Raw genomic sequence first — 13290 nt, forward strand, 5'->3', positions numbered from 1 at the left:
CGAAAATTCTTTGTGAATCTTCGTGCAATAAAACAAAAAAGTCTTGTCACAAATTATATCAATTACAGGTCTAGCCTCCATTTCTCCATTAGGAAATAGTTCTAAAACCATTTGGGAAAAATACCTTAGTCCGGAACATAGTTTTTCTAAAAAAAAGTTGGACAATCAGGAAACATGGGTGGCGGAATTGGATGAAACCTCTCAAAAAATAGTTGCCGAATTACAGCATTCGGATGTGAAATACAAGACTTTGGATAAATCGGTTTTGTACGCAATGGCAGCTTCGCGTGAGGCAGTTGCTCAAGCCGGATGGGATAAAAATTCGGTTTTCGGAATTAATATTGGTTCTTCACGAGGCGCAACCGAATTATTCGAAAATCATTATAAAGAATATTTGGAAACCGGAAAAGCACATACTTTGGCTTCTCCAACGACTACTTTGGGAAATATTTCATCCTGGGTGGGGCACGATTTGCAATGTACGGGGCCACAAATTTCGCACTCTATAACCTGTTCAACAGCTTTGCATTCTTTATTGAATGCTGTGGCTTGGTTGCGTTCTGGGATGGCTGATAAATTTTTGGTAGGAGGCAGTGAAGCTCCTCTAACTGATTTTACTATTGGACAAATGCGGGCCTTAAAGATTTATTCGCATAGCGAAGAAGCCTATCCTAATCAAGCACTGAATTTGGATAAAAAACTCAATTCGATGATTTTGGGTGAAGGAGCAGCAGTTGCCTGTTTAGAGCTGGGGAAAAAGGACAATGCTCTGGCTTTTGTGGAAGGTGTTGGCTACGCTACCGAAATTTTGGAACATAATATTTCGATTTCGGCAGAAGCGATTTGTTTTCAAAAATCGATGAAAATGGCTTTGCAAAATATAAATCCTGAAGAGGTAGATGCGATTGTAATGCACGCTCCGGGAACTAAGGCCGGAGATTTAACTGAATATAAAGCCATTCAGAAAATTTTCGGAGAAAAGCTGCCGTTACTGACTACTAATAAATGGAAAATCGGGCACACCTTTGGTGCTTCGGGCATATTGAGTGTGGAATTGGCCGTTTTGATGCTGCGACACAATCAGTTTGTGGGAGTTCCTTTTGCGAAAGCGCAAACACAAACAAAGCCTATTCGAAAAGTATTGGTAAATGCAGTTGGTTTTGGTGGAAACGCGGTGAGTGTTTTGTTGAGTTTGTAAATTGGTTTTAACCACAAAGGGCACAAAGTTTTTTCGCTAAGTTCCGCAAAGATTATAACAAAATGCATCCAGATAGTTTCGGGATTGCCATAAAATCATTTACAGAGGGCAAAATTTAAGCTGGTTTTGCTCTCTGAATACTGCTACTGATCACTGAATACTGTTTTCTAATTCCCTGACTTTCTCATAAACAAGATTGCTTTCGAAACCTTTGCGAAGCATAAAATCGCAGAACTTCTTTCTTTTTTTAAGTGCATTTGTTTCGCGAATGGATTCCCAATTTCTATTGGCTAAAGTCTCGAAAGTTTCGTAGTATTCTTCGGGGCTGATTTCTTTTAAAGCGGTATTAATTAGTGTTTGATTGATCCCTCTGAATTTTAATTCATTAGTAATTCGGATTTTTCCCCAATGTTTGATGCGGTGTTTTCCTCGGGCAAAACTACAGGCAAAACGTTCTTCGTTAAGGAAATTATCGCTAATCAATTGACTGATAATTTGGTCAATTTCTTCCGAATTCATTTTCATGCTTCGTAATTTTTGAATTACTTCTTCATGGCAACGTTCCTGATAGGCGCAGTAATGTTCGATTTTTTGAACGGCTTCTTTAATGGAAAAAACGTCTTTCATTATTATTTTAATTATTCGTCATAAAGATACTTGTTTTCGGTAAAAAGTATGTTTTTGTCTGTGAAATAGCTGTTTTTCTGTGGAAAAACCAAATTAGAAATTACGGTCTTAGATATGAAATTTCGCTTGTTAAAGCCTTATGAATAAAGAGGTTTGAGAAGAAAAATGTACTTCAACGAGAAAATAAGTACATCAACGTTTTTACTTTTTCGAATAAAAAAATACAATTAATCTTGCCTCATAATTACTGTTTTTATCAGTTGAGGATTAAAGTTTTAAAGACTTGTATGCTCCCAAATCTAAAGCGTTTTTTATGAGATTGAATTTTACTTTTAATAGCTTTTTGTTTTCTATATTAAATACTTTTTGTAAAAAAGTAGTTTTAGCATCTGTTTTGTTTTTGTTCCAAGTGGTAGTGTTTGCAGCTACAAACACCTATACTGGTTCAACTGGTGGTAATTGGAATACAGCTTCAAACTGGTCTTTAGGAACAGTTCCTACGAGTACTGATGATGTTGTAATCCCGTCAGGAAAAACAGTTGTGCTTAATGTTTCTTCGGTTAATGCTAAAAGTGTAACAGTCTCGGGAGAAATTGAAATCCCTTCTGATAGTAATATTAGTATAAATTCATTATTAATTGTTGTTACGTCTCCTTCAGGAAGGATTTTTTTTAACAAAAAATCTATAATTACATTACCTCAAGATGCTGCTTTATATCTTCAAAATGGTTCAAATAGTTTGGATACCTCGGATAACGGAGTTTGTAGTAATAACACAGAGATTCATGTAGGTACAACTAACTATGCTGTTTGTACAGGTGGAGGTGCTTTGTATTCATTTGATCAAGTAGAGACTGCCGGAGGTATTAATATTGTAAGTGCCGGAGAAATTGGAAGTTCGCAAACTATCTGCAGTGGTTTTGTTCCAAATAGTTTAACATCAACTACAGCGGCTACAGGAGCCGGAATAAAAACGTATGAATGGCAAACGAATGCCAGTGGTAATTATGTTGCGATTGGGGGGGCAACATCAGAAACTTATTCTCCTCCGGTTTTAAATACGACTACTAGTTATAGAAGAAGAACTGTTTCTGTAATTAATGGGCAAACATTTTATTCTCAATATACTTCAGCTGTTACAATAACAGTCAATCCAGCAAGTGTAGGAGGGAGTATTGCGGGAAGTACTTCTGTGTGTGCAGGAACTAATAATTCAACTTTAACATTAAACGGTTACACCGGATCTGTTGTTAAATGGCAATCCTCAAATTCGAGCAGCTTTTCATCCTCAGTAACAGATATTGCTAATACAACTACGACTTTAACAGTTACTAATTTAGGGGCAACTACTTATTATAGAGCTGTTGTAGTTAATGGGACATGTAGTGCTGCTAATAGTTCAATAGCTACTATTACTGTTACAGCTAATAATACAGTAAGTACAGCCTCGTTAACTTCAGCATTATGTTTTAATACAGCAATGCCTAATATTACTCATACAACTACCGGTGCTACCGGGATAGGTTCAGCTATAGGATTACCAACAGGAGTTACGGCATCATGGTCGTCAAATACCATTACTATCAGCGGTACACCTACGCAAACGGGTACTTTTAATTATAGTATCCCTTTAACAGGTGGATGTGGAAGCGTTAATGCAACGGGTGTGCTAACCGTTAATAGCTTGCCTAATAATATAACGAATGGTTTTTCGGCAACTACTATTTGTGCCGGTGGTAGTCCGGAACTGACTTTTGATGCTGAAGATGCTACTTTTTCGACACCTTATAGTATTACTTATAAAAACGATGACACTTCTGTTCAATATACTGTTTCAATTCCATCTGCAGCACCTTATAGCTTTACTCCTGGGGATAATCCCACATCGAATACGGGTTATACTTTAGTTTCTATTTCGAATGCAACTTGTGTCAGAACGAGTGGTTTTGCAAATCCCGGAGCAAATTTAATTGTTCGTCCAATACCTACTGCTACTGTAAGTGGTACAACAAGTGTTTGTGTTGGTGCTTCGTCTCCAAATATTACATTTACGAATCCTCAAACAGTTGCTATAACCATAACTTATAACATAAATGGAGGAACAAATCAAACGGTAAATGTTGTAGGAGGAGGAAATAGTTCGACAAATGTAGCGGTTTCAACAGCATCAGCAGGTGATTTTGTTTATAATTTAGTTAGTGTGGTTTATCAAAGCACACCCAATTGTTCGAACACACTTTCTGGTAGTGCAACGGTAACTGTGAATAGTAATTCTGTTGCGCCAACAAGTATCACTGGAACAACGACTATTTGTAGTGGAGATTCTACAATTTTGACTTTGAGTGGAGGGACAGCGGGAACAGGGGCTGTGGCCAAATGGTATTCTGGTTCTTGTGGAGGGACTTTAGTTGGAGCTGGAAGTAGTATAAATGTTTCGCCAACTTCAACGACTACTTATTTTGTTAGATATGAAGGAACTTGTAATACAACTTCTTGTACTTCTGCAACTGTAACTGTGAATGATAATAATACAGTAAGTGAAGCCTCATCAAGTCCAATATTATGCGCTAATGCTACTATGACTAATGTTACGCATACTACTACCGGAGCAACAGGAATAGGTGTAGCCAGTAATTTGCCGGCAGGAGTTACAGCTTCTTGGGCTTCTAACACAATTACTATCACTGGAGTTTCTACTGAATCAGGGACTTTTAATTATAATATCCCTTTAACAGGAGGATGTGGAAATGTTAGTGCTACAGGAACGATTGTTGTTAATCCTCTTCCAACGACTCCAATAGCAGGTACCCCAACGAATCCAACTTGTACAAGACCAACAGGTAGTGTGCCTTTGAGTGGGTTGCCTTCATCAGGGACTATTGTTCAAACAGGATACAAAGAAGATACTTATGCAATTACAGGAGGTGGGACACAAACAATTTCAGGGCTTTTGCCGGGAACTTATTATTTTGCAATTGATAATGGAAGTTGTGTTTCTGGTACAGTGACTGTTGTTATTATTGCTCCGGTTACTAATACCTGGTCAACCGGTTCCTGGTCGGATGGGACACCTACAATTAATCAAAGATTAGTTTTTGCTTCAGATTACACCAATGCAAATGATGTTGATATCGAAGGTTGTTCCTGCCAGGTTACGGGTTCAACAACAGTTACCATAAAATCAGGGCGTACATTGAAAATTGAAAATGGGGTTGAAGTTCAGTCAAATGCAAAATTGATTTTCGAGAACGATGCTAGTTTAGTTCAAATGAATGATGCTGCTGTAAACTCTGGAAATATCAATTACCATCGTCATACTGGCTTTGTAAAACGCTATGATTTTACCTATTGGTCATCACCTGTTGCGGGACAAACTCTAAAGGCTTTATCTCCCAATACACTTTACGATAAATATTACAGTTATAATCCAACTTCGGGATGGAAAATAGAATATAATGGAGCTGCTATAATGGAAAAGGGACGTGGGTATATTATTAGAGCGCCGCAAACATTTAGTATTACTGTGCCGGCTGTTGATACAGCTCCTGAGTTTGTTGGGGTGCCTAATAATGGATTAGTTTCTTATGCTGTGCTCCCTAATTTGGTAAACCTTGTAGGGAATCCTTATCCATCGGCCGTTGATGCAGATAAGTTTATTGCTGCAAATTCAGCTTCATTGGAAGGGACACTTTATTTTTGGACTCATAATACATCGCCAAGTAAAAATATCGAAGGAGATGCTATTTATAATTACACTGCCAATGATTATTTTGTTTATAATAAAACAGGAGGTGTTGGTGTTTCTGGAAAAATAGCAGCAGGTCAAAGTTTTTTTGCACCATCAAGTACAACTGGAGGAACAGTACTATTTAATAATGCGATGAGATATACTGAAGGACAACCTAATTATGATAATTCACAGTTTTATAAATTGGGAAGCACTTCTAAAACAACTACTAAAGCCGAGGTCGAAATTAAAAAAAGCCGTATTTGGTTGAATTTAACTAATAAAGATGGTGCTTACAAGCAAATGTTAATAGGTTATATTGACGGAGCTACTAATAATTATGATGCAGGTTTTGATGGTGTGACTTATGATGGAAACCAATTTGTTGATTTTTATAGTGTGAATAATGCGGTAAATTTGGCTATTCAGGGTAGAGCTTTGCCTTTTGTAAAACAGGATAGTATAGCTTTAGGGTATAAATCAACAATTGCGGGTGATTTTCAAATAAGTATTGATCATGCCGATGGTGTTTTAGAAACTCAGAATGTGTTTTTAGAGGATAAAACACTAAATGTGCTTCATGATTTAAGAAAAGGAGCATATACTTTTACAACAGCAAAAGGAGTCTTTAATAATCGTTTTATATTGCGTTATGTAGATAAAAATGCGGTAGAGGAAGTTGCTGCTCCGGTTGTATCAGAGGAATTAAGTAATGAAGTTCTAGCCTCAGTTAAGGATGGAGTAATTACTGTGAATTCGACAGTTGGAGCTTTAAAAACAGTTGTTATCTATGATGTTTCAGGTGGAATCTTGTATCAAAAAGATAATGTTGATTCGAATGAATTAGTGATTCAACAATTAATTTCCAGCCATCAGGTTTTGGTGGTTACCATAGTTTTGTCGGATGGGACAAGTTTGAGTCGAAAAGTGATTTATTAGTCAATTAAGAAATAGTTTTAAAAATCCCGATTGTAGTTTGTAATCGGGATTTTTTTGGTTTAGAAAATTTTATAAGCTATTGGTTTAGCGATTGTTTGTATTGAGAACAATAATTTTTTCGAATCATAACTGTATTTTAACAGTAAAAAACTACACTTAATCGATTTTTTACCTACTTTTAGTACGGATTTTTTTACCCCCAAAAAAGTCGCTCTCAACCGAATATAAGGTATTCGGCGGTTTGTCTATTTTTTTAATTGAAGGGTATGCGTCCAAATTTTTTTACTTTCCAATCCTTGCTACAAAAGCCCGTACATACTGGTTTGCTATTGTTTCTTTGTCTTTTTCAATCCTTTTTTTTATTTAGTCAAACGACTAAAACATTGACTTCGTCAGGTACATTAGAAGTGCCGGCTGGTGTTACTAGTTTGTCTGTTCAATGCTGGGGAGCCGGTGGCGGTGGTGGTGGTGCGAATGTGTTAAGTGGTGCTGGTGGAGGCGGAGGCGGAGGAGCTTTTGAAAAAAACACCAATTTTATAGTTGGTACGGATAAGAACAATGTAAGAATACCATACACCGTGGGTGCTGGTGGTGCAGGTGGAACTTATTCTTCAACAAATGGACAGAATGGTGGTACTACTACTTTTGGTTCTGTTTCGGCTGCTGGAGGTGAAGGAGGTGGCGGAACGTCTTTAAGTGTTAGTTTGGGGATTTTTGGAAAAGGAGGAATAGGTGGAGTAGGAGGTTTTTCCGGAGGAAATGGGACTACTGCTAATAATGTTCTTGTGGGGTTAGGAAGTGGAAGTGGTGGTGGTGGCGCAGGTTCCGGAGGTAATGGAGGAGTAGGAGGGTATAGTCTTTTATTGTTGCCGTATGCCGGATCTGGTGGTATTAGTGATGCAAGTGGGACAGGAAGTGGTGGTAATGGAGGTGTTGGCTCTTTATTAGCTGGTTCAGGAAATAATGGAGTGGCTCCCGGCGGTGGTGGCGGTGGCGGTGTAATTTTGGCGAGTTTGCTTGGAAATGTAGTAGGAGGAAACGGAGGAAATGGTCAAATAAAAGTAACGTATACCTGTCCAACGTACAGTGTTTCTGGTGTTTCTGCTGCAAGTGCATGTACTACTTTTGGAACTACTTTAATTACGTTAACTTCTTCAGCTGCTGGATTACCGGTTGGGACTTATACGGTAACTTACGACAGAAGTGCGCCTGTGGCTACTGGACTTACCGCAACTATGGTAGTCGAAACAGCCGGAACGGGAACTTTTACAGCCACAGGATTAACAGCGGCAGGAACAAGCAGAATAACGGTTAAAAGATTAACTTCTGTCGATTGTTTTACGGATATTAGTAATCAATATGTTGATTTGACTGTGAATACTGTGCCTGCTCAACCGGGAACGATAAGTGGTTATAATAGTCAATGTGCTGGAAATACTTCACAGACTTATAGCATAGCAACTGTTGCTAATGCTTCGTCATACAATTGGACTGTCGATACGGCTTCAGGATGGGCTATTACTTCGGGACAAAATTCGAATTCGATTACAGTTACTGTTGGTACTGCTGCTGCCAATATAAGTGTGGTAGCGGTTAATGAATGTGGCAATTCGACTGCGAGTACATTGGCAGTCAATTTAAATATTCCGGCTCCAACGGCATCTGTTACCTTGCAGCCTACTTGTTTAGTAAATACAGGAACAATCACGGTAACGAGTCCTGCTCCGGCTGCCGGTATTAGTTATAGCCGGGACGGAATTGATTATTCAAATACCAGTGGGGTTTTTACTTTGGTGCCTATTGGTGATTATAGTATAACTGCAAAATATCCTTCCGGCTGCATCTCGGAAATAGCTACTATTGCGATGGAATCTTCGGTTGTTGTAAGAACATGGAACGGTTCCTGGGATTCTGGAGTGCCTACTATTGAAGAAAAAGTCGTTTTCGAATCCGATTATGATGAAGATGAAAGTATTGAAGCCTGTTCCTGTGAGGTGAACTCAGGAGCTGATGTGGAAATAAAATCAGGACGGTATATGAAACTTCGCAATGAATTAGTGGTGGAGGATGGAGGTTCTTTAACTTTTGAGAACAATGCCAGTTTGGTTCAGATTAATGATGACAGTGAGAATTCAGGTGAAATAATTTACAAAAGATATACGAAACCTGTAAAGCGGTATGATTTTACCTATTGGTCTTCTCCTGTTGAAGGGCAGACATTAAAAAAGCTTTCGCCAACTACTTTAGCGGATAAATATTATAGTTACAACCCTAATACAGGTTGGGTGATTCATTATAATGGAAATAAGATTATGGAGCCGGGAGAAGGTTATATTATCCGCGCACCTCAAACTTTTAGTATTACCGCTGCGACCATTGATTATAATCCTAAGTTTGAAGGGCCGCCAAATAATGGAGAAATTACTAAAACTTTAGAAGGGAATAAAGTGTATCTTCTCGGAAATCCCTATCCGTCAGCCATTGATGCCGATGCGTTTTTGAATCTAAATTCGGATTTAGAGCTTGATGCAGAGGACAGAGTTTTAGAAGGAACACTTTATTTTTGGACGCATAATTCGCCACCAAGTGACAATGTTGGTACTTTTCCGGGGAATGACCCTGCAATTTACAATTATACAAGTAGTGATTATGCTGCCTATAATCGTACCGGAGGTGTAGCAACCCATGCGGCTGTTGTAGATGATGATGAAAATGATCCAAATGATAATAATAATTTAAGTGAACCGACAGGGAAAATAGCCTCTGGACAGGGCTTTTTTGCGCCCACAACTAAGGGAGGAGAAATTGTTTTTAATAATAGTATGCGACTTATTGATGATGTGGTGATTGACAATTCGCAGTTTTTTAAATTGGCAACTACTGCAAAATCAGCTAAAGCATTAGAGAAAAACCGACTTTGGCTGAATTTATCCAATGCTCAGGGCGCTTTTAAGCAGACTTTAATTGGTTATGTGACTGGCGCGACTAACGGATATGAAGGAAGTTTTGATGGTGTAAGTTATGACGGAAATCAGTATGTAGATTTTTATACTGTTAACCAAGGGGCAAATTTTTCTATTCAGGGAAGAGCTTTGCCTTTTCAGAAAAAAGATAGCATTGTTTTAGGTTATAAAACGGCTATTGTGGGTGAATTTCAAATTAGTATCGACCATGCTGATGGGAAGTTGGCTTCGCAAAAAGTATTTTTAGAAGATAAAATGCTGAATGTATGGCACGATTTGAAAGAACCTTACGTTTTTACCACTGAAAAAGGAATTTTTAACGACCGTTTTCTATTGTTTTATCAGGATAAAAATGCGGTGGAAGAAGATACAGTTGATACGGAAGTTGCGGGAGTAGTGATTGCTGTAAAAGACAAAACGATTACCATTAATAGTGCTGATTCATTAATAAATACCGTTGCTGTTTATGATTTTTCAGGACGCTTAGTTTATTCTAATTCTGTTATTAATGCTAATAGTACAGCAGTTAGGAATTTGTTTGTCAATCATGCGGCTTTAATTGTGCAGCTTGAATTAGAAAATGGTAAAAAAGTAAACCGGAAAATAATTTATTAAAGAAAAAAATCCATTAGAAATACCTAATGGATTTTTTTGTTGTTATTATTTTTCTTTGACAGAAGCTTCAATATTTCGTTCAATTACGTGTCCCGGGCGTGACCATTTTGGTTTTTCGCCTAAGGAAGCAAATTGAGAATCTTCGGCTTCAACTGTTTTTGGCTGAGAGATTTTTGTAAATGGTTTTTGTGGATTTAAACCAAGCATTTCAAACATTTTCATGTCTTCATTAACATCCGGATTTGGAGTAGTTAAAAGTTTGTCTCCTGCAAAAATCGAATTGGCGCCGGCAAAGAAACACATCGCCTGACCTTCACGACTCATATTTGTTCTTCCTGCTGAAAGACGTACCTGAGTTTCCGGCATCACGATACGGGTAGTAGCCACCATACGAATCATTTCCCAGATTTCTACTGGTTTTTCTTCTTCTAACGGTGTCCCTTCCACGGCAACTAAGGCATTGATTGGCACAGATTCCGGTTGCGGATTTAAGGTAGAAAGAGCCACTAACATTCCAGCGCGGTCTTCAATACTTTCTCCCATTCCGATGATTCCTCCGCTACAAACCGTAACATTGGTTTTACGAACGTTTTCAATAGTTTCCAAGCGATCTTCAAATCCTCTCGTTGAAATCACTTCTTTATAATATTCTTCAGAAGTATCTAGGTTGTGGTTGTAGGCGTACAATCCGGCTTCGGCTAAGCGTTGCGCTTGGTTTTCAGTAAGCATACCTAAAGTACAGCACACTTCCATGTCTAGTTTGTTAATAGTACGCACCATTTCTAAAACCTGATCAAATTCAGGTCCGTCTTTAACGTTTCTCCAGGCTGCTCCCATACATACACGGGAAGAACCACTTTCTTTAGCACGCAAAGCCTGCGCTTTTACCTGACTTACCGACATTAAATCATTTCCTTCAACCTTAGTGTGGTAACGTGCTGCCTGAGGGCAATACCCACAATCTTCCGGACAACCTCCTGTTTTGATAGATAATAAAGTAGAAACCTGAACCACATTTGGATCGTGGTGTTCTCTATGAATTGAAGCTGCTTCAAAAAGCAAATCCATCATAGGTTTATTATATATAGCGATAATTTCTTCTTTTGTCCAATTGTGTTTTGTAATACTCATTGTACTGTTTTTTTTGATGGCTCAAAAGTAGTCAAATTGTTCAAAATGACAATACAATCGCTTTAAAAAGGATGGATTAGAAAGAAGTTGATTTTTTAATCAGTTGAAAATCGATTGTTCCAATACAGCATTAGCATTAAGGTTACAATTACCGATGAGGCAAGTCCTTCAAACAATAATGAAATGGAGTACATGTCAATAGACGGATTTCCGCCAAAAAGGAAGGTTTCTGATAATGACTGTACAAAGGCATCGCCACCCTGTAAATAGCTGTAAATGACCAGTGCGATGATGCTCAAAAAAACACTAACTACGGAGGTGTATAGTGCTGATACGGCATTTGAAACAAATTTTTTCTTTCCTTCGATGAGGTTCATCTGAATGGTTCGGTTAACTCCGTAAAAAACAAAAATAATGTTTAAAAATCGTAAATAAAATAAATGTGCTAAGCCTAATGCTTCCATGAGTAAAAAGTAAATAGCAATGGCAATGAAGATGATAAATCCGTTAGTGATTTCTTTAGGTGGTTTCATTTTGGCAGGATTAAGATTAATGGTTTAATTTTAAAAAAAAATGGTTGGTTTTAGAGATGCTGTACTTTGTTTTTTCTAGTCTGAAGGATATTTCTTTTTCCAAAATAACATCAGTGAGAAAGTAACAATTACCGCCGATACAATTCCTTCAAAAAGTAAAGAAATGTTATAGGTCATTACGGAAGGGCTTCCTACGAATAATAATGTATCCGATAAGGTTTTAATGTAGTCGTCTCCTCCTTTGGCGTAGATATAGGCAACTAAGCCTGAAATACTTAAAAATACACCAAATAATGCAGTTAGTAATGCCGAAATGGCGTTGTCTGCAAAATTAGTTTTGCCTGCTGCAAAATTAGATTTCAGGGTTTTGTTTACACCATAATAAACAAAAACAATGTTGAATAATCGCAAGAAGTAAACATTAGAAAGGTGAAGCGCCTCCATCAACAAAAAGTAAAGAGCAATACCTATAAAAATAATAACTCCATTGTAAAATTCTTTTGAGAGTTTCATACGCTTAATTTTTTAGGGTTAAAAAATAATAGTTTGATAAACAGGGTATTGTCTATCAAATTTACGTAAAATACAGGAGTTATTGTAAAAAAAGTAGTTGTTTTTTATTAATTCTAAAGATTTTCCAGGTAAGAAAGGGTCTGAATTTTGTCTTTCTCAATTTGTGCTTTTAATAAATCTACAGAATCAAATTTTTCTTCGCCACGAATGCGTTTCAGGATAGAAACACTGACTTGTTGGTTGTATAAATCGGCGTTAAAATTTAAATAATGAATTTCTACCGACAGTTTTTCACCACCCACGGTAGGATTGAGTCCGATATTCATCATTCCAAAAACTTTTTCACCGTTGAGTTGACTACTCACAATATAAACACCTTTTTGAGGAATTAGTTTGTAATCTTCCTCAATGTTGAGGTTGGCTGTGGGAAAACCAATCGTTCGTCCCAGTTGTTTGCCTTTGATAACCGTTCCGGTCAGGAAATAATCGTAACCCAGATACTTGTTGGCCAGATACATATTGCCTTCCTGAATAGCATTTCTGATTTTAGTCGAACTTACCGAAATATCGTTGATTTCCTGTGCAGAAATTTGTTCGACTTCAAAGCCGTATTTTTCGCCAAATTCAATCAGATTGTGAATATCGGCGGTGCGGTTTCTTCCAAAACGATGGTCGTAGCCAATAATAATTTTGTGAATTTTAAATTGATCAACCAATACTTTTTTTACAAAATCTTCGGCTGTCAGTCTGGAAAAACTCTCGTCAAAAGGATGGATTACCAGATTTTGAATTCCTAATTGTTCCAGAAGATTGATTTTTTCAGTAATCGTATTGAGTAATTTGATTTCTGAACGTTCCTGTAAAATCATTCTTGGATGCGGAAAAAAAGTCAACACCAGACTTTCGTATTTTTCGTCAAGGGTGTTTTGAATTACTTTTTCAAGTATTTTTTTATGTCCAATATGAACTCCGTCAAAAGTGCCTAAGGTCAGGATAGTTTTTTTAGGAGAACTGAAATCTTTTATAGAATGAAAAATCTTCAAA

Annotated in this window: 8 protein-coding genes; 3 read left to right on the forward strand and 5 right to left on the reverse strand. The window is 37.5% G+C overall.

What is annotated here, in order from left to right:
• Positions 1-43: 43 nt before the first annotated feature.
• A complete protein-coding gene (locus B6A10_RS09520) occupies positions 44-1198 on the forward strand; it encodes a beta-ketoacyl synthase N-terminal-like domain-containing protein (RefSeq protein WP_188220697.1) in 1155 nt (384 codons plus the stop codon).
• A gap of 150 nt (positions 1199-1348) precedes the next feature.
• Here B6A10_RS09520 and B6A10_RS09525 read toward each other — a convergent pair whose 3' ends face one another.
• Entirely contained in the window at positions 1349-1825 is a 477-nt protein-coding gene (locus B6A10_RS09525) for a regulatory protein RecX (protein WP_188220698.1), read from the reverse strand.
• Between the two features lie 313 nt (positions 1826-2138).
• Between B6A10_RS09525 and B6A10_RS09530 the strand changes: the two genes are divergently transcribed.
• The gene (locus B6A10_RS09530; protein ID WP_188220699.1) at positions 2139-6491 is read left to right on the forward strand and encodes an Ig-like domain-containing protein; all 4353 of its coding nucleotides are present in this window, start codon (positions 2139-2141) and stop codon (positions 6489-6491) included.
• 266 nt (positions 6492-6757) lie between these two features.
• A complete protein-coding gene (locus B6A10_RS09535) occupies positions 6758-10069 on the forward strand; it encodes a glycine-rich domain-containing protein (protein WP_188220700.1) in 3312 nt (1103 codons plus the stop codon).
• A gap of 45 nt (positions 10070-10114) precedes the next feature.
• Here the strand turns inward: B6A10_RS09535 and bioB are convergent, their stop codons facing one another.
• The 4 genes from bioB to B6A10_RS09555 all read right to left on the reverse strand — a co-directional run bounded on the left by bioB (position 10115) and on the right by B6A10_RS09555 (position 13289).
• Positions 10115-11200 (reverse strand): biotin synthase BioB, encoded by a 1086-nt coding sequence (bioB, locus tag B6A10_RS09540; RefSeq protein ID WP_188220701.1) that lies wholly within the window; start codon positions 11198-11200, stop codon positions 10115-10117.
• Positions 11201-11295: 95 nt separating this feature from the next.
• Positions 11296-11733 (reverse strand): hypothetical protein, encoded by a 438-nt coding sequence (locus tag B6A10_RS09545; protein ID WP_055095030.1) that lies wholly within the window; start codon positions 11731-11733, stop codon positions 11296-11298.
• 75 nt (positions 11734-11808) lie between these two features.
• Positions 11809-12246: a hypothetical protein gene (locus B6A10_RS09550; protein WP_055095032.1), complete on the reverse strand. Its 438-nt coding sequence runs from the start codon at positions 12244-12246 to the stop codon at positions 11809-11811.
• 113 nt (positions 12247-12359) lie between these two features.
• Entirely contained in the window at positions 12360-13289 is a 930-nt protein-coding gene (locus B6A10_RS09555; protein ID WP_188220702.1) for a bifunctional riboflavin kinase/FAD synthetase, read from the reverse strand.
• Position 13290: the final 1 nt, after the last annotated feature.

The sequence above is a fragment of the Flavobacterium pokkalii genome (assembly GCF_014596575.1).
Taxonomy (GTDB): Bacteria; Bacteroidota; Bacteroidia; order Flavobacteriales; family Flavobacteriaceae; genus Flavobacterium; species Flavobacterium pokkalii.

What these genes read in the sequence shown, in the direction of transcription:
- B6A10_RS09530 (WP_188220699.1), top strand. Translation starts at nt 2,139, where the DNA reads ATGAGATTGAATTTTACTTTTAATAGCTTTTTGTTTTCTATATTAAAT.
- B6A10_RS09550 (WP_055095032.1), bottom strand. Translation starts at nt 12,246, where the DNA reads ATGAAACTCTCAAAAGAATTTTACAATGGAGTTATTATTTTTATAGGT.
- B6A10_RS09535 (WP_188220700.1), top strand. Translation starts at nt 6,758, where the DNA reads ATGCGTCCAAATTTTTTTACTTTCCAATCCTTGCTACAAAAGCCCGTA.
- bioB (WP_188220701.1), bottom strand. Translation starts at nt 11,200, where the DNA reads ATGAGTATTACAAAACACAATTGGACAAAAGAAGAAATTATCGCTATA.
- B6A10_RS09525 (WP_188220698.1), bottom strand. Translation starts at nt 1,825, where the DNA reads ATGAAAGACGTTTTTTCCATTAAAGAAGCCGTTCAAAAAATCGAACAT.
- B6A10_RS09545 (WP_055095030.1), bottom strand. Translation starts at nt 11,733, where the DNA reads ATGAAACCACCTAAAGAAATCACTAACGGATTTATCATCTTCATTGCC.